This window comes from Shewanella yunxiaonensis (assembly GCF_018223345.1).
GTDB classification, from domain to species: Bacteria; Pseudomonadota; Gammaproteobacteria; order Enterobacterales; family Shewanellaceae; genus Shewanella; species Shewanella yunxiaonensis.
Genome location: NZ_CP073587.1, coordinates 3,403,756 through 3,427,935, shown reverse-complemented (window position 1 = coordinate 3,427,935; position 24,180 = coordinate 3,403,756). Strand labels below are relative to the sequence as shown.

The 24,180-nt window shown below is 50.2% G+C and carries 25 protein-coding genes; all 25 read left to right on the top strand.

All coding sequences use genetic code 11. The annotated features are described in order from the left end of the window. Positions 1-112: 112 nt before the first annotated feature. The 25 genes from KDN34_RS15620 to KDN34_RS15500 all read left to right on the top strand — a co-directional run bounded on the left by KDN34_RS15620 (position 113) and on the right by KDN34_RS15500 (position 24,171). Entirely contained in the window at positions 113-892 is a 780-nt protein-coding gene (locus tag KDN34_RS15620) for a hypothetical protein (protein ID WP_212594623.1), read from the top strand. 119 nt (positions 893-1,011) lie between these two features. Continuing rightward, a complete protein-coding gene (rpmE, locus tag KDN34_RS15615) occupies positions 1,012-1,224 on the top strand; it encodes a 50S ribosomal protein L31 (protein WP_212594622.1) in 213 nt (70 codons plus the stop codon). A 423-nt stretch (positions 1,225-1,647) separates the two neighbouring features. Continuing rightward, positions 1,648-2,895, top strand: coding sequence for a malic enzyme-like NAD(P)-binding protein (locus KDN34_RS15610; RefSeq protein ID WP_212594621.1), 1,248 nt, complete (start codon positions 1,648-1,650; stop codon positions 2,893-2,895). Positions 2,896-3,054: 159 nt separating this feature from the next. Then, a complete protein-coding gene (csrD, locus tag KDN34_RS15605; RefSeq protein ID WP_212594620.1) occupies positions 3,055-4,950 on the top strand; it encodes an RNase E specificity factor CsrD in 1,896 nt (631 codons plus the stop codon). Between the two features lie 173 nt (positions 4,951-5,123). After that, positions 5,124-5,999, top strand: a complete 876-nt coding sequence (locus KDN34_RS15600) for an MSHA biogenesis protein MshI (protein WP_212594619.1) — start codon at positions 5,124-5,126, stop codon at positions 5,997-5,999. Then, entirely contained in the window at positions 5,996-6,598 is a 603-nt protein-coding gene (locus tag KDN34_RS15595) for a PilN domain-containing protein (protein WP_212594618.1), read from the top strand. The genes KDN34_RS15600 and KDN34_RS15595 overlap by 4 nt, the downstream gene beginning before the upstream one ends. Then, positions 6,595-7,251: an MSHA biogenesis protein MshJ gene (locus tag KDN34_RS15590; RefSeq protein WP_212594617.1), complete on the top strand. Its 657-nt coding sequence runs from the start codon at positions 6,595-6,597 to the stop codon at positions 7,249-7,251. Before KDN34_RS15595 ends, KDN34_RS15590 begins: the two co-directional genes overlap by 4 nt. Then, a complete protein-coding gene (locus KDN34_RS15585) occupies positions 7,235-7,564 on the top strand; it encodes an MSHA biogenesis protein MshK (protein WP_228730367.1) in 330 nt (109 codons plus the stop codon). Before KDN34_RS15590 ends, KDN34_RS15585 begins: the two co-directional genes overlap by 17 nt. Positions 7,565-7,567: 3 nt before the next feature. Then, positions 7,568-9,250, top strand: coding sequence for a pilus (MSHA type) biogenesis protein MshL (mshL, locus tag KDN34_RS15580; protein ID WP_212594616.1), 1,683 nt, complete (start codon positions 7,568-7,570; stop codon positions 9,248-9,250). Between the two features lie 14 nt (positions 9,251-9,264). Further along, on the top strand, positions 9,265-10,164 hold the full coding sequence (locus KDN34_RS15575) for an ExeA family protein (RefSeq protein WP_212594615.1): 900 nt from the start codon (positions 9,265-9,267) through the stop codon (positions 10,162-10,164). Next, complete coding sequence (locus KDN34_RS15570) at positions 10,158-11,366, top strand: tetratricopeptide repeat protein (protein ID WP_212594614.1); 1,209 nt, start codon at positions 10,158-10,160, stop codon at positions 11,364-11,366. The genes KDN34_RS15575 and KDN34_RS15570 overlap by 7 nt, the downstream gene beginning before the upstream one ends. After that, positions 11,363-13,120, top strand: a complete 1,758-nt coding sequence (locus KDN34_RS15565; RefSeq protein WP_324033318.1) for a GspE/PulE family protein — start codon at positions 11,363-11,365, stop codon at positions 13,118-13,120. The genes KDN34_RS15570 and KDN34_RS15565 overlap by 4 nt, the downstream gene beginning before the upstream one ends. Beyond that, complete coding sequence (locus KDN34_RS15560) at positions 13,120-14,340, top strand: type II secretion system F family protein (protein ID WP_212594613.1); 1,221 nt, start codon at positions 13,120-13,122, stop codon at positions 14,338-14,340. Before KDN34_RS15565 ends, KDN34_RS15560 begins: the two co-directional genes overlap by 1 nt. Beyond that, a complete protein-coding gene (locus tag KDN34_RS15555) occupies positions 14,340-14,837 on the top strand; it encodes an MSHA biogenesis protein MshF (protein WP_212594612.1) in 498 nt (165 codons plus the stop codon). The genes KDN34_RS15560 and KDN34_RS15555 overlap by 1 nt, the downstream gene beginning before the upstream one ends. 55 nt (positions 14,838-14,892) lie before the next feature. Then, positions 14,893-15,495, top strand: a complete 603-nt coding sequence (locus KDN34_RS15550; protein ID WP_212594611.1) for a pilus assembly FimT family protein — start codon at positions 14,893-14,895, stop codon at positions 15,493-15,495. Positions 15,496-15,526: 31 nt separating this feature from the next. Beyond that, on the top strand, positions 15,527-16,051 hold the full coding sequence (locus KDN34_RS15545) for a type II secretion system protein (RefSeq protein ID WP_212594610.1): 525 nt from the start codon (positions 15,527-15,529) through the stop codon (positions 16,049-16,051). A gap of 51 nt (positions 16,052-16,102) precedes the next feature. Then, positions 16,103-16,597 (top strand): type II secretion system protein, encoded by a 495-nt coding sequence (locus KDN34_RS15540; protein WP_212594609.1) that lies wholly within the window; start codon positions 16,103-16,105, stop codon positions 16,595-16,597. After that, entirely contained in the window at positions 16,587-17,087 is a 501-nt protein-coding gene (locus KDN34_RS15535; protein WP_212594608.1) for a type IV pilus modification PilV family protein, read from the top strand. Before KDN34_RS15540 ends, KDN34_RS15535 begins: the two co-directional genes overlap by 11 nt. After that, positions 17,087-17,875 (top strand): PilW family protein, encoded by a 789-nt coding sequence (locus tag KDN34_RS15530; RefSeq protein ID WP_212594607.1) that lies wholly within the window; start codon positions 17,087-17,089, stop codon positions 17,873-17,875. The genes KDN34_RS15535 and KDN34_RS15530 overlap by 1 nt, the downstream gene beginning before the upstream one ends. Continuing rightward, positions 17,865-18,314 carry an MSHA biogenesis protein MshP gene (locus KDN34_RS15525; protein WP_212594606.1) on the top strand — a complete coding sequence of 150 codons (450 nt, stop codon included), beginning with the start codon at positions 17,865-17,867 and terminating at the stop codon, positions 18,312-18,314. The genes KDN34_RS15530 and KDN34_RS15525 overlap by 11 nt, the downstream gene beginning before the upstream one ends. 22 nt (positions 18,315-18,336) lie before the next feature. After that, positions 18,337-20,892 (top strand): DUF6701 domain-containing protein, encoded by a 2,556-nt coding sequence (locus KDN34_RS15520; protein ID WP_212594605.1) that lies wholly within the window; start codon positions 18,337-18,339, stop codon positions 20,890-20,892. A gap of 233 nt (positions 20,893-21,125) precedes the next feature. After that, a complete protein-coding gene (locus KDN34_RS15515; protein ID WP_212594604.1) occupies positions 21,126-22,175 on the top strand; it encodes a rod shape-determining protein in 1,050 nt (349 codons plus the stop codon). Positions 22,176-22,220: 45 nt separating this feature from the next. Continuing rightward, the gene (mreC, locus tag KDN34_RS15510) at positions 22,221-23,102 is read left to right on the top strand and encodes a rod shape-determining protein MreC (RefSeq protein WP_212594603.1); all 882 of its coding nucleotides are present in this window, start codon (positions 22,221-22,223) and stop codon (positions 23,100-23,102) included. Continuing rightward, complete coding sequence (gene mreD / locus KDN34_RS15505; protein WP_212594602.1) at positions 23,099-23,587, top strand: rod shape-determining protein MreD; 489 nt, start codon at positions 23,099-23,101, stop codon at positions 23,585-23,587. The genes mreC and mreD overlap by 4 nt, the downstream gene beginning before the upstream one ends. Beyond that, the gene (locus KDN34_RS15500) at positions 23,587-24,171 is read left to right on the top strand and encodes a Maf family protein (RefSeq protein ID WP_212594601.1); all 585 of its coding nucleotides are present in this window, start codon (positions 23,587-23,589) and stop codon (positions 24,169-24,171) included. The genes mreD and KDN34_RS15500 overlap by 1 nt, the downstream gene beginning before the upstream one ends. Positions 24,172-24,180: the final 9 nt, after the last annotated feature.

Here is a 24,180-nt window from a genome sequence, read left to right as displayed (position 1 = left end):
CATCAAAAGAGGCATGACGCTCAGTGTACTCAGGCAGGCATAACAGAACCAGTCCTGAGCAAAATAATCTAAAATAAACTAGCAATGTTAAATAGTTATGGGGGAAAGCAGGATGAATTTACAGCAACCAAGCGGTTGGCCCCGTTGGCTGTGGCAGCTTTTGCCCTCAGTGTTTGGGTTGATATTCATGCCGCTGGCGCAGGCCGAGGTCAGCCATGTCAGTATCAATCAACGACTGTTTGATTTAGCTAAACCACCGCTAATTAAGGTGAATATTGTGGCTGGTCCGCAAGATCCGGATCGTCTGCAGTTTATTCTGCGGCAGAAAAGCGGTGAAGAAAAACTCATGGTGCAGCAGATCAATAACTACATGTTGTTGTTGATGGGTGTCGAAGAAGTCAACGATCCTAATGCCTTATTGCTGGTACAACAATATCAGGGGGAGCAGTGGTTGGAAATTGGTCAGTTGCCGGTGTTTGCCAAGTCTGTTCCGGTAGGGAATCCTCCTGATCCGTCGCGCTTTTCACTGTACCGCAACCCCACGGGTAAAAAAGTGCCAGAATCCGCTGTTGTCGCAACCAAGCCGGCAATAACTCCAGCCACTAAAGCCGCGCCCGCAGTGCCGGCCGCTGTTGCCCGAGACGGGCAATGCACGCTGGAATACCATGGGACTGAAACCTTATGGCGTCTGGCAACCCAGTATGCTAAGCAGTGGCATACCAATGTGTATGCGGCCGCCTTGGCGATTATGGCGGCAAATCCCAAGGCGTTTGTTAAAGGGAAGCCGGGCAACCTCAGAAGTGATGTAAGGTTACATTGTCCAGCGGCCCCCCAATGGGAGCTCTATGCTGACAAGACTCTGGCAAAGGAAAAATTTGAGGCGTTGATGTAGGCTATTGCCATTAAAGCGCAGTTACTGTACCATTCTGCGCCCTAAACTATGTATAACCGCATGTGGTGTCCGACTTCGGGTTGGAAGAGCGACATGGCCTTTTATTGAGGTAATCCCAAATGAAACCAGGTATCCATCCTGACTATGCAGAAATCACTGCTACCTGCACTTGCGGTAACGTGATCAAAGTTCACTCCACTGCAGGTAAAAATCTGCACTTGGACGTATGTGGTGCTTGTCACCCATTCTACACCGGTACCCAGAAAGTGGTTGACACCGGTGGTCGTATCGAAAAGTTCAACAAACGTTTCGGTGTGCTGGGCAAAAAATAATTGCTCTGACAACAGATTCAGGAAAGGCGCCATTATGGCGCCTTTTTGTTTGCCGTTTTGACAATGCTGTAGGCTGGTCAAACCTGTCTTACCGCCTACTGACAGCAATTACCAGTTATCGGTAATTAAATTAAATATTCTGCTGTTTTCAACCAGACTACTGAGGAATTGTCGTCATCCAGCGTAGCTTTTCTACATTCCTGACGGCTAAATTCCATATCGCTTTTACGGTTTGATAACTCGTTTAATATCTATCTATAAATTATTATTTTTAGAGCAAAAAAATATCACAAGTTGTTTAATTAACCCGCGCTTTCGAGTATCTTTACAGCCCTCTGTTTTCTGGTGTTTATAAATGCCAGTGTTGCCCTTTCGGCTGGTCATAATTACTAGAATAATTTTGCCTTTGTATCAGGATTTACCATGAGCGATTTACGTCAAAAAGCACTTGATTACCATCAATTCCCTGTTCCCGGAAAAACGGCGGTTGCATTAACAAAGGCAGCCATTACCAGCATGGATCTGGCGTTAGCTTATAGTCCAGGGGTGGCAGAACCCGTACGAGAAATTGCCGCCAATGCCAACGATGCCTATCGTTACACCAATAAAGGCAACACGGTTGCGGTGATTACCAACGGTACCGCCATTCTTGGTCTTGGTAATCTCGGACCTTTGGCGTCAAAGCCAGTGATGGAAGGTAAGGCACTGTTATTCAAACGTTTTGCCAATATTGATGCGACCGATATTGAAGTTAAACATCGCACCAATGAAGAGTTTATCAATACCGTAGAAGCGATTGCTGACACCTTTGGCGGGATCAATCTGGAAGATATCAAAGCCCCTGAATGCTTTGAAATCGAAAAGGAACTGATCAGACGCTGTAATATCCCGGTATTTCATGACGATCAACATGGCACTGCGATTGTAACTGCTGCAGGCATGCTCAATGCGTTGGAAATCCAGGGTAAACAGATCGCTGAAGCTGTATTTGTCTGCATGGGCGCCGGAGCCGCAGCGATTGCCTGTATGTCATTGTTGGTAAAATGTGGCGCTTTGCGGGAAAACATCTACATGCTCGACCGCAAAGGCGTGATCCATACACGGCGTACCGACCTCAATGAATACAAATCACTGTTTGCCAACAACACTGACAAACGTACGTTGCAGGATGTCATAAAAGGGGCTGATGTGTTCCTGGGCGTATCTGGCGCTAACGTATTGAGTGCCGATGACATCGCATTAATGGCAGAAAAACCGATTGTTTTCGCATGCTCTAACCCCGATCCCGAGATTAAACCGGAACTGGCTCATGCCGTACGTGATGATCTGATTATGGGAACCGGTCGCAGTGATTACCCTAACCAAGTCAACAATGTGTTGTGCTTCCCGTTTATTTTCCGTGGCGCACTGGATGTCAGAGCCAGTCGTATCAATGACGAAATGAAACTGGCGGCGGTGCAGGCGATTGCAGGTTTGGCTCGTGAGCCGGTACCAGAAGAGGTGTTGGCGGCTTATCCTAACGTCAGCTCTCTGAGTTTTGGTCCGACCTATGTATTGCCAAAGCCAATGGATCCACGTTTGTTACCTCGTGTCGCACGCGCGGTCGCCGAAGCAGCTATCGCTTCAGGTGCGGCACAGATTAAAGTGTTGCCGGCAGATTACCTTCTCTAACCTCAATGGCAGTGGCGCGATGGTGTGCCACTGCCGCTCTCCTTGTTATCACTGTTGCCATTTGTGTAATACCGCTTAATAATCAAACAGGTAAAATCGCAGTTCAGGTGGACTGAGCTGTGTTCGGATGCCCAATAACATTGGCAGGAACGCCTGATAATGAATCTGACCCGTATGCTGACCACCCGTCTGACCCGCTTTTGGCTGTGGTCTGTGCTGACGTTGTTATTTGTTGGTATGGCGTTCGCTGCGGCTGGTTACTGGCGTTTTGTCAGTCAGCAGCAATTGCTTCAGGTGCAGGTCTTACAGCAACAGTTGCAACATCAGTATCAAGATAACCAACTCCAGGATGCTGATCCCTGGTTACCCAGTATGTTGGCGTTAACGGATGTGGTGGAGTTGCGTCTGTGGCAGGGGCGCAAATTATTGCAACAATACCGCGGCCCGATTGTGGAAAGCAGTCGCTATAGCATGCGTTTTACGGTGGACGCGGCACATAATATCGACGTGGAATTACTGCTACGCTCTCCCTTTCACCATTATTACCCGCAAATGGGCGACTGGGTCGTCATGCTGCTGAGTCTGTTAACTTTGGTGGTGGTATTGCGTTTGGGCTACCACTGGTATTCGCAGCAACTGGACGGGATGGAAACAGTTGCCGAACGTTGCCGCCTGATTTTGCAGGGGCATTATTCCCGAGCGCGTAATCTGAGCAGTGCCAGTCGTCCGCGTTTCATCAACCGGGCGTTGAGTAAACTGTTGGATGAGTTAGCGGATGCGCGCAAAGAAAGGGCCCGCTTTGATGATTTTATTCGCACTAACACCTTCCTCGATCATGATACTCACATCGGTAACCGCTTACTGCTGGATAACCGCCTTAATGCCTTGAGTAACGCTCACGGAATGATGGCGCACGGCGTGTTGTTATTACTGGAGTTTGAAGAACTGGAACAACTGAACGGTGATGGTCAGATGGTGGATTATCTTAACCTGAATGTCGCCCACATCAGCCGTTTGCTTCATAGCCAGGCCAACAGTGTTTTTGCCCGGCGCAGTTACAACCAGTTAGCGATTGTAGTGACGCAGATCAGTTTGGCGGAAGCGGAACAACTGGCGGCAAAGGTAATGAAATTGTGTTCCAGCCTGTTGCCGCGGGAGATGGGAAATCGTAATAACAGCTGTCATCTCGGTGCGGCTTATTTCAAGTTGGGTGATAATCAGCAACAATTGCTGGAAGAAGCAGAAATGGCGTTGCGAGCAGCGCAAATTCAGGGCATCAACACCTGGTTTATGTACGACAAAGGCGCTGTGGATGCTGAATTTGCCAGAGGTTCGGTGCGCTGGCGCAGTTTTCTGGAGCTGGCACTGGAGCAGCGACGCTTTGTCGCCTTTACACAACCGGTTGTTGATGTAGATGGTAACCTCCATCATCAGGAAGTTTTTACTCGCGCGAAAGAGCCTAATGGCAATCTGGTCAGAGCCACTTTGTTCTTACCGATGGCGGTAAAATGTGGGCTGATAGCAAAAATCGAACGCCAGACCATTGAACGCGTGGTGTTTGATCTGTTACCCAAAGCCAATGCCGATGCCGTGTTTAGCATTAATTTATCCGAAGATTCGCTGTTGAATGCCGAGTTTATGCGTTGGCTACGAACCTTACTGCTGGAATATCGCGACCTGGCACCTCGACTGATTTTTGAAATTGATGAAGCGGTTGCCAGCGGCGCACCGGCAGCGTTAGCGCCGAAACTGCGGTTAATCCGCAAAATGGGGGCCAGATTGTGCGTCGATCATGTTGGGCAACAAGTGATCAGCAGTCAGTACATTGTGGAAGGCGGCTTTACGTTGGTGAAATTGCATCGTTCATTGATCAAACAGATCCATTTACGCACAGAAAATCAGCTATTTATTCGTAGTTTACTAGGGGGCCTTCATAAAACCGATATTGAAATTATGGCCGAAGGGGTTGAACAGCTAGAAGAGTGGCAGACGTTGCGGGTGCTGGGGGTCAGTGCCGCACAAGGTCCGTGGTTTGGTGATCCAGAGCCGGCATAACCATGCGATTTATTGACCAGAGCTTGCGTTGCTGCAGGGTTTACGCAAATATTCCTTATAAAATGAAAAAATTAGTGTGTAAAATGGCGTCGCTGACATTTTTTTGACGCTTTTGAATTGCTGGTACGGGCGCTATCAGACGACTTTTACAGGATGTGGAATCAAATCTAAATATGGCAAAAAACTCACTAATAAAAATGCCTTTTTTCAGAGCCCAACAGGCAACTAAGCCAACAGGGGTATTTCTGGGTGCTGAACATGTGTGGGTGTTTCAGTCAGCTGCCGATACATCACCTCTTATTTCCCGCTATCCGCGTCCTCGAAACTGGCCATTATTGTTTCGTCAATTGGCAGCAGATATTGGTCCGTCATTGCTGCAAGTGGTACTGGGTCAGGAATCCTACCAACAGGTGGCAGTGGATAAACCCGCTGTGCCTGACAACGAAATTACACAGGCGCTGCTATGGTCGGTGAAGGACATTGTGGCAATGCCACCGCAAAATATTTATCTCGATTATTTTGAGTCTCCCCTTGCCGGCAGCAACAAATTACAAGTGGTGATCACCGACAAACCTCAGCTCAGTGCCATGGTGCAGGCGGCGGATGCCGAGGGAATGAGCTTTGCGGGCATCTCAGTCGAAGAGCTTATGCCCGCTAATCTGTTTACCGACGCCTCCCAAGCACGACTAGTGATCAGCCATATTCCCGGCGAGGAAGTGCTGCTGACTGTGGTGCGCAGTGGCGAGCTTTATATGCATCGCCGGATCCGCGGTTTTAAGGAGTTGGATAGCGCCACGGCTGAGGATCTTCGCTACGGTATTGCTGATAATCTGAGTCTGGAAATTCAACGGTCGATGGACTTTTTTGAGAGTCAGTTAAGACAGCCTCCGGTCGCCTCAATTGAGCTGCTCGTCGAAGGGGCGTCACAGGCACTGGCGCATGCCATTGCGGTTAATTTTAACCAACCGGTGGCGACGGTGAATTGTGAAAACGTCGGGGCAAAAATGGCGGAACTGGCCTTAACGGAATTACTGCGGGGGCGTTTATGAGTAAGACCCGGGTCAATCTATTTTCCCCCGAACTGTTACCGGCGAAATTGCGCCTGAGTTTTGCTAAGACCGTATCCTTGTCATTACTGCTTGTGTTGTTAGGGGCTGTGGCGTTAATCCTGGGCTGGTGGCAGCAGCAGACGCTGCAGCAACAACTGCAGACGGTGCAACAACAAAATGCTGCTCTTGAACAGCAAAAAAACGCACTGCAACAAGCCTTAGCTAAACATCAGCCCGATTCGCTGTTGCAGCAGCAAGTGACACAGTTAACTCAGGAACACCAATTAAAGTCATTACTGCTGACAGAATTGGATAAGCGTGAGCAATTTAAATCGGTGGGGTTTACCGACATGTTGCAAGAGCTGGCACAGGTCGCTGACGGCAGTATCTGGCTGTCACACATACAATTTGAACCCCCAAAATTGCTGTTTGAAGGTTATACGCTGAAGCCAGAAAATGTGCCGCATTGGGTGGCACGCCTCAGTCACACTGACAGTTTCCAAGGTAAGGCTTTCGCCTCCATGACCATGAATCGTGGCGAACACCAACCGTTGGCATTCAAGCTGACCACCGATAGCAAGGAGGCGGATAAAAAATGAGTGCGTTAGCCGAACTGCCACAAAAATTTGATCATCTTTCGCGGCGCGAACGGGTAATGGTCGCGTTGGCCTGTTGGTTGGTGATAGCAGTGGTTTTGTATCTGCCATTGGAATCCTGGTGGCAGCAACATCTGTTACAGCAGCAACAGTTGCACGCCGCAGAAAAAATGGTGAAGGGCAACACCGAGCAAATTTCCCTGATGCAGAACCGACTGGCGCAGGATCCCAATCAGCCACTGCGAACACAACTTGCGCAATTAAAGCAGCAAATCGCAGCACAGGACCAACGCCTGAACAATGAAACCGTTGATCTGATCCCGGCGGAACGCATGCCATCATTGCTGACGAAGCTGTTGGCGCAAACGCAGGGCGTGAAATTAGAAGCGTTTCATTCCGTTGCGCCGACGCCGTTACTGGTGGTCGGTGATGATCAACATGGGCAGATGAATCTATACAGCCATGGCATCAATTTGACCTTTGATGGCGATTATTTTTCGGTGCTGAAATTCATCCGTACCGTCGAAAATATGCCTGAAAAGCTCTACTGGCAGAGCCTGGACTATCAGGTGCAGCAGTTCCCGAAAGCCAGCGTCAAACTCGCCCTTTATACCGTCAGCATTAATAAGGACTTTATCAGTGTGGCATCCCATTAAAGCGGTTGTGACAATTTCAACACTTTTACCCGTGATGGCCGGGGCTGCCAGTCTGCGGGACCCTACTTTGCCGCCGTATGGGCTGCAGAGTATGTCCAGCAGTAGCACTAACGCGCCTGTCACGTTAGTGCTGAATAGCGTAGTTCAAGGACCTTCCGGGACCCGTGCGGTGATTAATAATCAGCTTTATCGCCGGGGCGACCGGCTGCAGGGAACAAGCATCAGCGCGATACATGCTAACGAAGTCGTGCTGGCGGATGGCCGCAAGTTACGCCTGTTTCAGACAATCACCGAGCCAAATAAGAAGAGATAATTCATGAGCAGACTTTTTTTTATCGTGCCGTTGCTTGCTTTGACGTTGGCGGCTTGTCAGACCTCGCGTCCGGCGCCGGAGGCGTCGCGCTCTGCGTTGAAAGAATCATTGCAGCCAGCTCCCAGCAAAACAGTGCCGCCAGCGGCGCCATTGCCGGCTCAATTGCAACAGGAACTGACCGGTAACGGCTTACTGACGGGGTTGCATACTCAGGTCGCTGCAGAGCGGCGGTTTAATGTGTCGGCACACGATGTGGATGCCAAGGTATTTTTTGCCAGCCTGGTCGAAGGGACACCGCTGAGCGTTGCCATCCATCCCAATGTTACCGGTACTATCTCGCTGTCATTAAAGGGCGTTACCCTCAGTGAAGTGCTGAAAGTGGTGCAGGATATCTATGGTTATGAGATCAGCCAGGACGGTAAAGTGTTGCAGATCTTTCCCGCCGGTATGCGCACGGAAACTTTCCCGGTCAATTATCTCGATATGGAACGCATTGGCCTGTCTCTGACATCCGTCAGTTCCGGTCGCATCACCGACAGTAACAATAACAACACTAACAACCGCAATTACAATAACAACAATATGTTCGGTAGCAGCGGCAGCAGTGGCTCCAACAACAGTAATAATGGCTATAACAATCAGAGCAACACCACTAACGGCACTTACATCAGTTCCAAAACCAAGACCGATTTCTGGGGCCAGCTACAAAAAACCTTGGAAGCGATTATTGGTAAAAGTGACGATGGCCGCAGTGTGGTCGTCAGTCCACAGGCCGGGTTGGTCACAGTGCGCGCCTACCCTGATGAACTACGGCAGATCCATAACTTCCTCAAGCAATCCGAGGAGCATCTGCAACGGCAGGTGATTCTGGAAGCTAAAATTCTCGAAGTGCGGTTGTCCGATGGTTATCAACAGGGCATTCAGTGGCAGGACGTGCTCGGCAGTGCATTGGGTAACGGCAATACCAAAGTCAGCTTTAATACCAGTGCCGGGTCTTTCAGCGACACCATCTCCAAAACACTGGGTAGCGTGACCTCATTGTCGCTGACAGGCGCTGATTTTTCGACCTTGATTACCTTACTGGATACTCAGGGGGATGTGGATGTGTTGTCCAGTCCCCGTGTCACCGCCTCTAATAATCAGAAGGCGGTGATTAAAGTCGGTACCGATGAGTATTATGTCACTGATGTGTCGTCTACCACCGTGGCCAGTTCATCAACTTCAGTGACCACCCCGGATGTTCAGTTAACCCCATTTTTCTCCGGGATTGCGCTGGACGTCACGCCGCAAATCGATGATGACGGCAATGTGTTACTGCATGTCCACCCCTCGGTGACCGAAGTGAATGACCAGCAAAAAAGCATTCAAGTAGGGGATTCAACGTTGGACCTGCCATTAGCGCAGAGTGAAATTCGCGAGTCTGATACGGTCATCCGCGCCAAGTCCGGCGATGTGGTTGTGATTGGCGGACTCATGAAGAGTGACACTTCTGAGAAGGTCTCTAAAGTGCCCTTGCTGGGCGATATTCCGTTAATGGGGCAGCTGTTTACTAACAAAGTAAAAGCAATTGAGAAGACAGAATTAGTGATCCTGTTAAAGCCCACTGTCGTAGAGGGGGATACCTGGAAACAGGAGCTAAAACGATCCCAGTCGTTGCTAAATCGCTGGTATCCGCAGAGTAACTAACAGGCTGAGGTGTCATGTATTTGCAGCACTTTGGTATGCATAGCATGCCGTTTGCCCTGACTCCGAATACCGAATTTTTTTTCGGGTTAGCGCCGCATGTCGAGGCATTGCAGGTGTTACAGGTCGCGCTGCAAACCGGCGAAGGTTTTATCAAAGTCACTGGTGAAGTCGGCACCGGTAAAACCTTAATCTGCCGCAAGTTACTCAATGAACTTTCGGATGAGTTTGTCTGCGCTTGGTTGCCCAATCCCTATCTCAGTCCCGAGGAGTTGCGTGCGGCAGTGGCTCAGGAACTGGGAATTGTGTTGGATGAAGTGCGTGACCAGTTACATCTGACCGGTCTGATCCAGCAACAACTGTTAGCACTAAGCGCTCAGGATAAAAAGATTGTGCTGATCCTCGATGAAGCTCAAGCGTTGCCGGATGATAGTCTGGAGGCGCTGCGCTTATTTACCAATCTGGAAACTGAGCAACGTAAGTTGGTGCAGGTGGTGTTATTTGGTCAGCCGGAACTGGATCAGCGGCTGGCGCAACCGGCATTTCGCCAACTACGGCAACGTATCACTTTTAGTTATCAACTGCGTCCGTTGCAGCGGGAAGAAGTCTGCGCTTATTTACGGCATCGGCTGGCAGTTTCAGGTTATCAGGGCCGCCCTTTGTTTAGCCCAAGAGCGCAAAAATTATTGGCGCAAGCCTCAAGAGGGATCCCGCGACTCATTAATGTGTTAGCGCACAAAGCCTTGTTATTGAGTTATGGTGCTGGCCTCGAGCAAGTCAGTGATAAGCACTTGCGGGCCGCCATCGCTGATACCGAAGATGCCACTCACGCGCCTGATTGGCGCTGGTTATGGACCGGGACTGTGGTGCTGGTGTTATTAGTCGCCGTCGGACTATTAAAAGGAGTGGCATGGTGAGTGTCGTCAATCAGATGTTGAAAGATCTCGATAAACGCCAGCAACCTCATAGTTTGCACGGGATCCCCAACACAACGACAGCCACTGTATCGGCTACAGCTTCTTGGCGTGGCATCTTCATTGGCGTCGTCATTGGCGTAGTGTTGGTTGCCATGGGGGTTTATGGCTGGCGCCAAATCTCGGGGAAGCCAGCTTCTGGCAATCTGCCAGCCGTCACCGCCAGCACCCATACAGCGGCTGTCCCATTCGCGTCTAAAGGCTTAGAGCCAACTGCGTTACCGAATGTGTCACCGGTTGTCGCCGACAAGGCGGCTGACGCGTCACCAGCAGGTATCGCTGATGAGACTAGTTCAACCCTAGCCGCTCCGTCTGCTGCGCCAGTAACTGCTGATGAGGCGGTTGCTGAGACCGCAAAGATTTTGCCATCCCCGCGCGCAAGTGCGACAGAAACTACACAAAGCGTGCCTGACGTCGCCATTGAACACACGGTAAAAACCACAGGGTTAACCCCCGCTAAATCGCAAGCTGCATCCTCATCCGTTAAGAACACTACTGTCGCGGCGAAGGCAAGTGTCGCTACCGCGAAGCCGCAACAGATGCAAATTACGGAAGTGAAACTCACTCCCGAACAGTTAGCCCGGAAGCAGTATCAACATGGCATGTCAGCGCAGCAAAATGGCGATTTGGAAGCCGCAGTCGCTGCATTTCAGCGAGCGCTTGAGATTTATCCGGCACTGCATCAAGCCAGAACACAACTGGCGGCACTTTATTATGGCAGTGGTCAATTGCCACAAGCCGAAGAGTTGCTGCAAACTGGCGTCAGCGCTTATCCCACGCAACAGCAGTTATGGTTGCTGCTTGGCCGCGTGCAGTCAGCACAGGGCAAAACAGCAGCGGCCACCGCCAGTTTGCATCACATTGCTGATGACTCGGGCTTCGCCACCGATAAGTGGCTGACGTTAGCCAAACTTGGGCAGGAAAACAAAAATTGGCCGCTGGTGCAGCAAAGTTATCATAAGTTGATTGAAACCGCCCCCAATGATGGCCGCTGGTGGATGGGGCTGGCGCACGGGTTGGACGCTGGACAGCGTTACCCTGCTGCCGCTGACGCTTACCGTGAGGCATTAAAACGAGATAATTTGTCAGTGGAAGCTCGAGCTTATATAGAAAACCGAATCGCCCAGATAGGAGATAGTCAGTGAAGCCAAAGCTGAAAATGCGCCTTGGTGACCTGTTAGTTCAGGAACAGATCATCACGGAAGAACAGTTACTGAGTGCACTGGCGGAGCAGAAGAAAACCGGCCGCAAGCTCGGGCGTACGCTGATTGATATGGCTTACATCTCTGAGGATCAGCTACTGCAATTTTTGTCGCAGCAGCTGAATATTCCGCTGATGGATATCAGTCGCCTGGCGATTCCTGCAAGCGTGGTCAATCTGCTCACCGAAGGGCAAGCCAGACGCTTTCGGGCCTTGGTGATCTCGGCAACCAGCGACTCAGTGCAGGTGGCAATGAGCGATCCTGCTGATCTGCAGGCGTTGGATGAACTGGAGCTGCTACTGGCCCCCAGACGTCTGACATTAGCCGTGGTCAAAGAGCAACAGCTGTTCGATGCATTTGATAACCTGTATCGCCTGACCGGCCATATCGCGGAAATGGCGGGGCAGTTGGAAGAAGAATACGCCGCTGACGAACAGTTTGATCTCGCGACGCTGACGCAAGGTGACAGCGATAACGAAACCACCGTCGTTAAGTTGTTGCAGACCATTTTTGAAGATGCGGTGCAAGTGCGTGCTTCCGATATTCATATTGAACCTGGCGACAAGTCATTGCGCATTCGCCAGCGTGTCGACGGTCTGCTGCAGGAGACCGTGCTGAAGGAAGTCAATATTGCCTCAGCGCTGGTACTAAGACTTAAGCTAATGGCGGGGTTGGATATCTCAGAAAAGCGCCTGCCACAGGACGGTCGTTTTCATATCGAAATTAAAGGCCACCAGATTGATATCCGTATGTCCACCATGCCGATCACACACGGCGAATCCGTGGTAATGCGTTTGCTGGATCAATCAGCCGGATTGTTGACCCTCAATGAAACCGGGATGCCTCCGGCAATTCTTAACCGGGTGCGACGGCAGATAAAACGGCCTCATGGTATGTTACTGGTCACCGGGCCTACCGGTAGCGGTAAAACTACCACACTTTACGGCATTCTCAGCGAACTCAACAAAGCCGAGAGTAAAATTATTACTGTTGAGGACCCAGTTGAATACCAGTTGCCGCGTATCAACCAGGTGCAGGTCAACCATAAGATTGGGCTGGATTTTTCCAACGTACTGCGAACCACTTTACGTCAGGACCCGGACATTATCATGGTCGGCGAAATGCGTGACCGCGAAACCGTGGAAATCGGTTTGCGCGGTGCGCTGACCGGTCACTTTGTATTGTCTACATTGCACACCAATGACGCCATCACCAGCGCCTTGCGCTTGCTGGATATGGGGGCCGCCGGTTATCTGGTGGCAAGTGCATTGCGAGTCATCATTGCCCAGCGTTTAGTGCGGCGCGTGTGTAAAAACTGTGCAATACCTTATCAGCCGTCGCCGCAAGAGCGCGCCTGGCTTGCCAGTGTCAGTCAGCAGGATTTTAGTGAAGCCACTTTCCGTATTGGTACCGGTTGTCAGAGTTGTTCCGGTACCGGTTATCGGGGGCGTATCGGCGTGTTTGAATTACTGGAACTCGATGAAGCGATGATCGACGCGATGCGTACTGGTAATCCGCAGGTATTTGCCGATGCTGCAAAAGCCAGTCCGCTGTTTACACCGCTATTAGCGTCGGCGTTGGAATACCTGCAGCGGGGACTTACAACTATCGAAGAAGTCGCTAAGCTGGTGGAAGATGTTACCGACAATCCTAAATCTCTGGCGCAGTCACTACAGTCTCGGGATGAGGGCCGCTGATGGCACTATATGAATATCGTGGCAGAGACGGTCACGGCGCCGCAGTTAGCGGCCAGCTAGAAGCGGCGTCAGAGAGTGCGGCCGCCGACTTGCTGATGTCTCGCGCGGTGATCCCCTTGCAACTGAAGGAGATTAAGCCCAAGCAGCAGCTGGATTTTGCCAGTCTGTTGCGCCGCAAAGTCGGATTGGATGAGTTACAAATTTTTACTCGGCAGATGTATTCGCTGACGCGCAGCGGCATCCCAATCTTACGCGCGATCGCGGGCTTGTCTGAGACTACTCACTCCAAGCGGATGAAAGAGGCCCTACAGGATGTCTCGGAACAACTGACCGCCGGGCGTACGTTGTCATCGGCGATGAATCATCATCCTGATGTGTTTGATGCGCTGTTTGTGTCGATGGTTCATGTTGGCGAAAACACCGGCATGCTGGAAGATGCGTTCCTGCAGTTATCTGTGTATATCGATCGCGAACAGGAAACCCTCCGTCGGATCAAATCCGCAACGCGTTACCCTATGTTTGTGCTGATCGCAGTGGCGCTGGCATTGGTGATCCTCAATATCATGGTCATCCCCAAATTTGCCGAGATGTTCGCGCGATTTCACGCGGAGTTACCGCTGCCCACCCGCATCCTTATCGGAACCTCCAACCTATTTGTGCATTACTGGCCGTTGTTGCTCGTTGGCTTGCTGGCGGTAGTGTTGGGAATCCGTTATTGGCACAACACAGCATCCGGTGAAAAGCAGTGGGATCAATGGAAGTTACATATTCCTGCCGTCGGTTCGATTATTGAACGTTCCACGCTCGCCCGCTATTGTCGGAGTTTCGCCATGATGCTCACCGCAGGCGTGCCGATGACGCAGGCGCTAAGTTTGGTCGCCGATGCGGTGGATAACAGTTACATGCATGACAAAATCGTCGACATGCGCCGCGGGATTGAGGCCGGGGAGTCGATGCTGCGGGTATCGAATGCCAGCCACCTGTTTACGCCGCTGGTATTGCAAATGGTTGCTGTCGGTGAAGAAACCGGTCAGATTGATCAACTGTTAAATGACGCTGCTGACTTCTATGAAGGTGAAGTGGATTTTGATTTGAAGAACCTTACCGCCAAACTGGAGCCGATTCTGATCGGCATTGTGGCGGCGATTGTGCTGGTACTGGCATTGGGCATCTATCTGCCAATGTGGGATATGCTCAGTGTGGTCAAAGGTGGCCATTAATGGCAGGGTCGCAGCGCAGCGCTGATGATGATTTGATGTCGGTGTTCCGCCAGCTGATTGCCTTGGTGTTGTTGTTATTGTTTCTGGGCATTCTTGGCAGCCGCTATTTTAATGGGCTGCAACAGGTGGCAGATAATGGATTACAGGTTGAACATAATCGCTTGTTGAATCTGCTGGCAATGGTGCGCTCGCAATGGCTGACACAGGGCAAGCCGGCCATGTTAAAGGCTGACTGGCAACTGCCAGAAGCGACCAGTCAACACGAGTCACTGCTGATGGACAAAGGTGGCTGGCCGTTACCGGTAACTTTGGATGTCACCGGATGCGATCAACTGTGGCTGCAACTGTTAGGCGCTTCAGCGGTTCAGACCGGATTAGACGTGAGTTATCAAACAGATACTAAAGAATGTCAGTATCGTGGTAGTTCGGGGCAACGCATTAACTATCAATTGTCGACTGGAAGAGTCATTTTTTTGACGGCGCAGACAGAACAGTGATGCAATTAAATATATAGTTGATAAAATTGAGCTTCCTGTTGAAAAGGAGTCTTAGATGAAACGGAATGTACAAGGTTTTTCATTAATTGAACTGGTCATCGTGATCGTGATACTGGGGCTGTTGGCGGCGACGGCTATTCCACGTTTTCTTAACGTAACCGACGATGCTGAGAATGCCAGTCTTGAAGGCGTCACTGGTGGTTTGGCCACGGCAGTTGCCTTTGTACGTTCCCAATGGGAAGTTGATGGTCGTCGTAATAATACGGTGACGCTGGATGGCACCAGTATCGCGTTGGATACGCGTTTTGGTTATCCGACTGGCTTGACCAATACTTCAGCAACGGGAATGTCGAGTTCTAGCTGTCAGGAAGTGTTCAATAACGTGCTACAAAGTGCGCCAAAGAACGTGCTGGCTACCCAGAATGCGCAAGATCAGCGTTATGTGGTGCAGGTGATGAGCGGTCAGGGCGGCAGCGCCACCTCTATCAGCGGTACCGTTGTCAGCAATCTAGATTTGTGTGTGTTTTATCAGGTGTCTTCATTGACACTGAATCAAACCAGCGGTGTGCCAACGCCTACCCCGGATTTGACCACCTCGGGTGCTAAAGGCATTACCTATAATCCGGGTACCGGCCAGGTATTGAGTTTTACCAATTAATATTTTTATAAATGCTTAAGGGATGTTTTTTATGAGAAAGCAACAAGGTTTTACATTGATCGAATTAGTCGTCGTGATCATTATCCTGGGGATCCTGGCCGTTGTCGCAGCACCTAAGTTTATTAATCTGCAATCAGATGCCCGTGTATCTGCACTTCAGGGACTTAAAGGGGCTATTCAGGGGGCTAACTCTTTGGTGTATTCAAAGGCTGCGTTGGCTGGAGTAGAAAAAAGCCCTAGTGACTCTACAAATGTTAAAGACAATCAAGGTAATGTAATCGATGTGGTGTATGGTTATTTGCCTGCAACTCTTAATGGATTAAAGAACGGTGCTGATATAGATCTAGGTGCTGGTACAGGGCCTACTGATAATGTTGCAAATGACTGGATTATAAATGTTACGGCTGGTACCAGTAATGCCGCTGGTACAGCAAAAATATGGCAAAAGGGCGCGCCTGCTGATGCTGATGCTGATGGAAATACTTGTAGTTTGACATACACTGAGGCAACTAGTGCTTCTCAACCAAAAGTAGAAGTAGTTACCACTGGCTGCTGATAAATAATTATCACAACAATGGCAGTTGAGTTAAGGAATTCAATCGTGCAAATGATCTTTCCTACAAACTTAAACCTGCCAAAACGACAGCACGGCTTCACGCTAGTTGAGCTGGTAGTGACCATCCTGCTGCTGGCAATTCTGTCGGTGGTGGTGTTACCACGATTCATCGGCGCTGGCTCGTTCAGCGCCTATGCCTTGCGGCAGGAATTCATCAGTGAGTTGCGGCGCGTGCAGATGCTCGCCATCAACAATCCTGATCGCTGTTACCAACTTGAGGTGGATAGCAGTGGTTATCAGCTCCATCATCTGCAAAGTGATTGTGCATCGCTAATATTTAGTGATGCCAAACAATCACTCCCTCGCAATACGCAAATTCAGTTACTCACCACCGCCAGCGCCAATTTCACCCTGCAATTTGATAGTGATGGCCGCAGTACCTTTAATGCGGGAGCTGTTTCCTGTAGCGGCAGCTGTTTGCAGATAATTGCCGATGACACTGTAGGCATTGCCATAGAGTCTGAGGGGTACATTCATGAAGACTGAGGCTAAGTCTGCGGGATTTACCTTAATTGAAATGGTCATCGGTATGCTGGTGCTGAGCATTGCTATCGTATTACTCACCAGTGTGCTATTTCCTCAAAGCGATCATGCTGTTTCGACATTGCAACGGGTACGCGCCAGTGAACTCGCAGGTTCTGTGATGAATGAAATCTGGGGTAAAGCCTATGATGAACACAGTGGCTTTGGCGGCACTCCAGCTTGTGACAGTAGTACGGGATTAAGTTGTTCAACCGCGTTTGGTCCTGATGCCGAGTCGCGGAATGATTATGACGATGTGGATGATTATAACGGGTTAACCCAGGATTCTTTAATGCTTAACAGCAGTCGAACCTATGCGGATCTTTATCCGGGATTTGGCTTGCAAGTCAGCGTGACATCTGGCGCCGCCACTGAAACGAAATTGATCACTGTGGTGGTGACTACACCCGCGGGCGAGGCTATTCGCTTTGATGCGGTGAGGAGTAACTACTGATGCATAACGCCAAAGGGTTTACGCTGGTCGAATTAGTAACCGTGATTATCATCTTGGGCATTTTGGTGGTTGGCATCAGCAGTTTTGTCATCTTTGGTACGCGCATCTTTATGGATTCCAGCGCGGTGGATCGCATCATCGGCAGCAGTCGTTTTGTTCTGGCGCGCATGACGCGGGAGTTACAGAATGCCGTTCCTGGCAGTGTGCGTCTCGCAGATAATGGTAGCGTTCAATGTTTGGAATTTTTGCCGGTAAGTCTTGCGGGAAGTTATCTGAGTCTGCCTCAGGCACCAGATAACAGCAGCAATACTATGCGCGTGTTTACGCCGCCAACCTCTTTGCAAAATGGCATGCAACTGCTGGTGTATCCCCTTTCCAATGCGGATGTTTATGCTGCAACCAATGGCAAGCGTTTCGATATAAAAAGCTTCTCAACAACTGGTGCCGTTACCGAGATTGTATTCAATAGTACCGTAAGTTTTGCCGAAGCCTCTCCCGGCAAACGTTGGTATGCAGCAGAACAACCGGTCAGTTACTGTTTTTTTGCTAGTGGTCAGATCCGTCGTTATGACAATTATGGATACGCTGCGACGCAGCCTTTGCCACCGGCTACTACCGGCGTGTTGATGGCTGAAGATCTCAGCAATGATTTTGCCACAGAATTACCCCTGGCCTTGGCTCCGGCCAGTTTAACCAACAACGCCATTGTACAGCTGCATCCCCGATTCAGTATTCTGGGAGAGTCCTTCACATATCAGCACCAGGTGCAGGTGTTCAATGTCCCATAAACTCTTGCAATGCCAGCGCTATTCGCGCCAGCAGGGCAGCGCTCTGGTGATTGCGATTTTTGTGATTGTGCTGATGTCGATATTGGCGGCAGCATTATTGCGTATTGGCAGCAATGCTGATGAAGGCATCAATATTGAAGTCTGGAGTTTGCGGGCTTTTAATGCGGCCAATAGCGGCGCTGACGCGGCGTTGGCAAAATTATTTCCTGTTACCGGCACAAGCAGCGGTTGTGCCGCGGTTGGCGCAAGCTGGGTTCCGCCAGATGTAACAGGGTTTCATGGCTGCCGTGTATCTCTGAGCTGTGTCAGTCAAACGGCCGATGATGTCACCCAATATATTGTGCGCAGCACCGCTGTGTGTGAAACCGGTAATTGTGATGGTGCAAGCAATCAGTGTTTACGAGTTAATCGCAGTGTGGAGGTTGAGGCCCGTGAATAAATGTTGGCGGCTTTTAATTTCCATGCTTCTTTTTGTTCACTTCACTGCTGCAGCAGATGTGCCTTATTGTTACGATATTTTCACCGATCCTCCAACAGGTAGTCATGATCCCAATGGCCTTTATCCCCCGGCATCTTTAGGCAGCAGCTTGGGTGATTTAAACTGCAGTAAGAGTGCTCATTGTGCTTTTACGCCGGGTGATTATAACTATGCCAATGGTTCGGTCACTGGTAATGGCAGTTCAGATGATCAATTAAGCGTATCAGGCATATCTACACGTTTATATTTTGACAATCTGTCATTGAGAAATGCCAATCTTAATACCATAGGCAGCGGTGCCAATCTGATAATCTACATTCGTCATAATTTGGATATCCAGGGTGATTCGCACATCAACGGCATCCTGTATTTGGCACCCGGAGCCACCGTTAATGGTAGCTTTAAGCTCGATGGCGCAATTGCCGCGGGCGGCATCTTAGACCCAAAAGGGAATTCGATTACGGTTGATCTTAGCGTAGTGGATCAGGCCGATTTCGGTGGCATGTGTATTAAACAGCGCACTGATACTATCGATCATTTTGAACTGCATTATGCGTCATCTCCCTTAGTCTGCGCTCCGGAAACCATCACTGTTTATGTATGTAAAGACAGTAGTTGCAGCAGTTATTACTCTGGGACTATTAACGCCAGTGTCAGCCCGACTGCTGTCAGTAATGGGTATTGGGTTGGGGGTAATGGGCTTTCTTTTACCGATGGTGTCGCCACGATTCAGTTAAAGAAAAATGATACTGCACCTATTACGATTGGCATTGCAGATTCTACTCCCACCGCAACAGACAATACGTTATGTGTTGCAGGTAGTGGCACGGCAACTACAGCGGCCTGTACCATGAGTTTTGCTGAAGCGGGTTTGGTATTTGATGTACCAGATAAACTTGCCGCCAAGCCAGCAACCGTGCTCATCAGTGCGGTTAAAAAAGATGACAGCAGTCAGCAGTGTATCCCCGCGTTTGTGGGCAGCAAAGCTATCCGTTTCTGGAGCGACTATATCAATCCTTCCAGTTTTAGCGGTTATACGCCGCAACCGATGACAGTGAACAACCAAACTGTTGCCACATCCTCCACGGCTGCCAGCAGTCAGACGCTGACGTTTAATAGCTCAGGCCAAGCAACGGTGAATGTGGACTACGCTGATGCCGGTAAAATGCAACTTAACGCGCAGTATCTCGGTAGCGGCGACGATGCAGGAATGGATGTGAGCGGTGCTGACGAGTTTGTCAGTTTTCCAGTGGGGCTGTGTGTTACACCGCAAGAAAGTAATGCTGAGTGCACAAATGCCGATTATGCAACCTGTGCTGCCTACAAAAAAGCCGGAGCCAGCTTCCCGTTAATCGTCACCGCCAAAGCCTGGCAGTCAGATGGTGATACCGACATCTGTGACAATGCTGATACCCCCTCTTTTGCGATGGCCAATGTCTCACTGGGTCATCAGTTAGTTGCACCAACAGCCGGGCTTCCAGGTAGCTTGGGGGTCAGCAGTTACGATCAACATGTGGGTACTGCTGGGACGTTAGTCAATCAGAGTGTCAGCGAGGTGGGTGTATTCAGTTTTAGTGCTTACAGTGACCAAGCTTATCTTGGCAGTAATGCCTTTGTACTTGCCCCGGCTTATTCAGTGGCAATTGGGCGCTTTTATCCTGCTGCATTTGAATTAACCAGTGTGGCGATGAGCAACAGTTGTGGCTCCTTTAGCTACATGGACCAACCGTTTTCGCTCAGTTTTACCCTGACGGCACTGAATAGTGCAGGTACCAAAACCAGCAACTACATCGACGCGTTTGCGAAAGGTGTGCCGGTATTGCATGCAGAAAACAATGATGATGGTGTTGATCTCTCTGGACGTTTGAGCAGTCTCAGCACGAGCTGGCAGCTCGGTAGCCTGACTTACGCGGGAACCCCAACCTTTGCTCGGACAACCGCCCCGGGTGTCGATGGCCCCTTTAGTCATCTGATCCTTGGGGTTGACGTCAGCGACAGCGATAGTGTGCCGATGTTATCGCCCGACATGAATGCGACATCCGCAGGTGATTGTCAGACCGCCGCTGATTGCGTATCTCAGCAACTGGGTCCCCTGGATATGCGTCATGGCCGCATTGTCGTGGCTAACACCTATGGCCCGGAAAACCAGACACTGTCGATGACAGGCCAGTCGCAATACTGGAATGGCAGCAATTGGCAACAAAATACCAATGATAGCTGTAGTACCGTGACCCCAACATTGGTGACGCAAAGTGACAATGCAGCGCTAGGCTATGTGTTTGATCCGGCATTAAGCAGTGGTCAAAGCATCAGCCGTGGCGGCGACGCTTCCGTTAGCGGTGGTCAATTTGAGCTACTGTGGCAGGCCAATGGTGCTTATCGGGGTAAAGTCACCGCGCCTTTACCCGTGCCGGAATGGCTGCAATGGTATTGGAGCTGGAACGGTGTAAACAGTGAATTACTCGACCCCAGATCCAGTGCTTATTTTGGTCGCTATCGTGGCAATGACCGAATTATTAACTGGCGCGAAGTCAGATGAGCGTAGTTAAGCTGTCGGTAAATAACTTGACTCCGCCAAATAACTAGCGCTAAATCCGCCAAGTTTTACAGTACTGAATATTGTCATCGGCCACCATCATGACTCGAGTTAAAAAAAATCCGAATATTCGCAAATGTTGGGTCAGCAAAGCTTGTGGTATGGGGGTGGCATTGATAAAGTTAGCTGATTTTAAAATCCTTCTCTTCTGATTCCACAGAATACAGGCAAGTTACATGTTCAAAAAGCTGCGTGGCATTTTTTCTAATGATCTTTCGATCGACCTGGGTACAGCCAACACACTTATTTATGTACGTAACGAAGGCATAGTGCTGAATGAACCCTCTGTAGTGGCGATCCGCGCTGAGCGTAATAGTTCCGGTCAGAAATCTGTTGCCGCTGTAGGGATGGAAGCTAAACAGATGCTCGGTAGAACACCGGGAAATATTCAGGCGATCCGTCCTATGAAAGACGGCGTGATTGCCGACTTCTACGTGACTGAGAAGATGTTGCAGCACTTTATTAAACAGGTGCACAACAACGGCTTCTTCCGTCCAAGCCCACGCGTGCTGGTGTGTGTTCCTGTTGGTGCAACACAGGTGGAACGACGTGCCATTAAAGAATCCGCTATGGGGGCCGGTGCCCGCGAAGTTTATCTGATTGAAGAACCCATGGCCGCGGCGATCGGCGCTGGTTTACCAGTATCCGAAGCGACTGGTTCTATGGTCGTTGACATCGGTGGTGGTACTACAGAAGTTGCTATTATCTCCCTGAACGGCGTGGTTTATTCTTCTTCCGTCCGTATTGGTGGTGACAAGTTTGATGAAGCGATCATCAACTATGTTCGTCGTAACTACGGCAGCCTGATCGGTGAAGCGACCGCAGAGCGTATCAAGCACACTATCGGCACCGCTTATCCCGGTGATGAAGTGCTGGAGATTGAAGTACGTGGTCGCAACCTGGCAGAAGGTGTACCTAGAAGCTTCACGCTTAACAGCAATGAAATCCTTGAAGCGCTGCAAGAGCCGTTGTCAGGTATTGTGAGTGCCGTGATGGTGGCCCTGGAACAATCACCACCAGAACTGGCGTCTGATATCTCTGAGCGCGGTATGGTGCTCACTGGTGGTGGCGCGTTGTTACGTGACCTCGACCGGCTGCTGATGCAGGAAACTGGAATTCCAGTCATGCTGGCAGAAGATCCTCTCACTTGCGTGGCTCGCGGTGGCGGTAAAGCGCTTGAGATGATTGATATGCACGGCGGCGACCTGTTCTCGGAAGAGACCTGATAGGTCGATAAACAAGGCGGTGAAATCACCGCCTTGGTTTTTGTGATGAAACCTATTTTTGTCCGTGGTGTGTCCAATCAGTTTCGTCTGACACTGGCAGTTATTCTGTCGGTGGTATTGCTGTTGACCAGTAATCGATTAGAGCCAGTTCGACAATCACTCGCGTCCCTTCTCAGTCCTATTCAATACCTCGCCAATGTGCCGGGACTCCTGCTGGATTGGGGTTCTGAAGCCATTGCTACCCGCGATATGTTGCAAACCCAAAACCAGGAACTGATGCGGCAACAGTTGCTGATGAGCGAACGCTTGCAACGTTTTGAACATCTGCGTCAGGAAAACGAACGCCTGCGCGCGCTGCTAGGGTCGCCGGTTCATATGGACTCGCGCAAGATGGTGACCGAAGTGATGGAAGTGGCATCAGATCCTTTCCATCAATACGTGGTGATCAACCATGGTGTTCGCGATGGGGTGTTCGTCGGCCAACCGGTAGTGGACGCGCAGGGAATTGTTGGTCAGGTGGTTCAGGTCAGTGAGCTCACCGCAAGGGTGTTATTGCTGTCGGATCCTGAGCAGGGGATCCCGGTGCGGATCACCCGTAATGATGTGCGACTGATCGCCAATGGTACCGGTGAAGTGGATGAAATTGAGGTACGTTATGTGCCGAAAAGCACCGATATCAAAGTTGGTGATCTGCTGGTGACTTCAGGTCTTGGCAATCGCTTTCCGGAAGGTTACCCGGTCGCACGGGTGATCTCGGTAAAGGATGATGATGGTCAAAGCTATCTGAAAGTGATGGCGCAGCCAATGGCAGCATTGGATCGCATCCGTTATCTGCTGCTGATCTGGCCAGAACAGCATTCTGCTCCAGTTAACAAAGAGGATGCGGTGCCGGCAGTTAACGCTGACACCAAGGGAGAAACGCCATGATGCTGGAAAATACTCGCGGCAGTTTGGTGGTGTGGTTCTCGATGTTAATCGGCTTGTTGTTCCAGATTATGCCGGTGCCGGAACTGGTTGAAGCATCCCGTCCTGATTGGTTATTGCTGGTGATGATCTATTGGGCAATGGCATTGCCGCACCGTTATAACATCCTGACCGCGTGGGTCTTGGGCACCATATTGGACGTATTGTTGGGCGCTTACCTCGGTATCCGGTCGCTGACTTTTTCGTTGATCATCTACATCATAGTTGTTAACTATCAGAAGTTACGCAATTTTTCCGTATGGCAACAGGCATTGATTATCGCTTTCTTACTGTTGCTCTATCATCTGATTGTCTTCTGGCTGCAGTTTATTATTTTCCACAGCGAATTTGACCTTGAGCAATTGCTGCCCGTGGTTTCGGGCATGGTGCTGTGGCCCTGGATATATTGGGTGCTGCGGCGGTTTCGGCGTCGTTACAAGGTTCGATAATGAAAAAATTGTTGTTGGCATCAGCCTCGCCCCGTCGCCGTGAATTACTGGCTCAACTGGGACTGGGAGTTACGAACTTTTCCTTTGATGTACTCGCCACGGATATTGATGAGTCGCGTCATCAGGGAGAAGCCGCGGCCACTTTTGTCATGCGCTTAGCCACAGAAAAGGCCGCAGCAGGACTCAACCGCTGGCAACACCCCAATACTGTCGCATTAGGTTCCGACACCATCGTTGTTGTCGACGATAATATCCTCGGTAAGCCCGCTGATGCTGAAGAAGCGATAGCAATGCTTAGTCAACTGAGTGGCCGCGAACATCAGGTCATGACGGCGGTGGCGGTTACTGATGGGCACTGCACTGAGTCGGCATTGGTCGCAACCACAGTGACGTTTAGCAATATGACGGCAGCACAAATTGCCGCATATGTTGCCAGTGGCGAGCCTATGGATAAGGCGGGTGCCTATGGTATACAGGGGCTGGGCGGAAGTTTTATTTCCCGTATCAACGGCAGTTATTCTGCTGTGGTAGGATTGCCACTGGTGGAGACCAGAATCTTGTTACAAAAGATGCAGCTGCTGTAAGGCCACATT

Excerpts from the sequence above, each read along its gene's own strand:
- KDN34_RS15620 (WP_212594623.1), top strand. The coding sequence starts at position 113 with ATGAATTTACAGCAACCAAGCGGTTGGCCCCGTTGGCTGTGGCAGCTT.
- rpmE (WP_212594622.1), top strand. The coding sequence starts at position 1,012 with ATGAAACCAGGTATCCATCCTGACTATGCAGAAATCACTGCTACCTGC.
- KDN34_RS15610 (WP_212594621.1), top strand. The coding sequence starts at position 1,648 with ATGAGCGATTTACGTCAAAAAGCACTTGATTACCATCAATTCCCTGTT.
- csrD (WP_212594620.1), top strand. The coding sequence starts at position 3,055 with ATGAATCTGACCCGTATGCTGACCACCCGTCTGACCCGCTTTTGGCTG.
- KDN34_RS15600 (WP_212594619.1), top strand. The coding sequence starts at position 5,124 with ATGGCAAAAAACTCACTAATAAAAATGCCTTTTTTCAGAGCCCAACAG.
- KDN34_RS15595 (WP_212594618.1), top strand. The coding sequence starts at position 5,996 with ATGAGTAAGACCCGGGTCAATCTATTTTCCCCCGAACTGTTACCGGCG.
- KDN34_RS15590 (WP_212594617.1), top strand. The coding sequence starts at position 6,595 with ATGAGTGCGTTAGCCGAACTGCCACAAAAATTTGATCATCTTTCGCGG.
- mshL (WP_212594616.1), top strand. The coding sequence starts at position 7,568 with ATGAGCAGACTTTTTTTTATCGTGCCGTTGCTTGCTTTGACGTTGGCG.
- KDN34_RS15575 (WP_212594615.1), top strand. The coding sequence starts at position 9,265 with ATGTATTTGCAGCACTTTGGTATGCATAGCATGCCGTTTGCCCTGACT.
- KDN34_RS15570 (WP_212594614.1), top strand. The coding sequence starts at position 10,158 with ATGGTGAGTGTCGTCAATCAGATGTTGAAAGATCTCGATAAACGCCAG.
- KDN34_RS15560 (WP_212594613.1), top strand. The coding sequence starts at position 13,120 with ATGGCACTATATGAATATCGTGGCAGAGACGGTCACGGCGCCGCAGTT.
- KDN34_RS15555 (WP_212594612.1), top strand. The coding sequence starts at position 14,340 with ATGGCAGGGTCGCAGCGCAGCGCTGATGATGATTTGATGTCGGTGTTC.
- KDN34_RS15550 (WP_212594611.1), top strand. The coding sequence starts at position 14,893 with ATGAAACGGAATGTACAAGGTTTTTCATTAATTGAACTGGTCATCGTG.
- KDN34_RS15545 (WP_212594610.1), top strand. The coding sequence starts at position 15,527 with ATGAGAAAGCAACAAGGTTTTACATTGATCGAATTAGTCGTCGTGATC.
- KDN34_RS15540 (WP_212594609.1), top strand. The coding sequence starts at position 16,103 with ATGATCTTTCCTACAAACTTAAACCTGCCAAAACGACAGCACGGCTTC.
- KDN34_RS15535 (WP_212594608.1), top strand. The coding sequence starts at position 16,587 with ATGAAGACTGAGGCTAAGTCTGCGGGATTTACCTTAATTGAAATGGTC.
- KDN34_RS15530 (WP_212594607.1), top strand. The coding sequence starts at position 17,087 with ATGCATAACGCCAAAGGGTTTACGCTGGTCGAATTAGTAACCGTGATT.
- KDN34_RS15525 (WP_212594606.1), top strand. The coding sequence starts at position 17,865 with ATGTCCCATAAACTCTTGCAATGCCAGCGCTATTCGCGCCAGCAGGGC.
- KDN34_RS15520 (WP_212594605.1), top strand. The coding sequence starts at position 18,337 with ATGCTTCTTTTTGTTCACTTCACTGCTGCAGCAGATGTGCCTTATTGT.
- KDN34_RS15515 (WP_212594604.1), top strand. The coding sequence starts at position 21,126 with ATGTTCAAAAAGCTGCGTGGCATTTTTTCTAATGATCTTTCGATCGAC.
- mreC (WP_212594603.1), top strand. The coding sequence starts at position 22,221 with ATGAAACCTATTTTTGTCCGTGGTGTGTCCAATCAGTTTCGTCTGACA.
- mreD (WP_212594602.1), top strand. The coding sequence starts at position 23,099 with ATGATGCTGGAAAATACTCGCGGCAGTTTGGTGGTGTGGTTCTCGATG.
- KDN34_RS15500 (WP_212594601.1), top strand. The coding sequence starts at position 23,587 with ATGAAAAAATTGTTGTTGGCATCAGCCTCGCCCCGTCGCCGTGAATTA.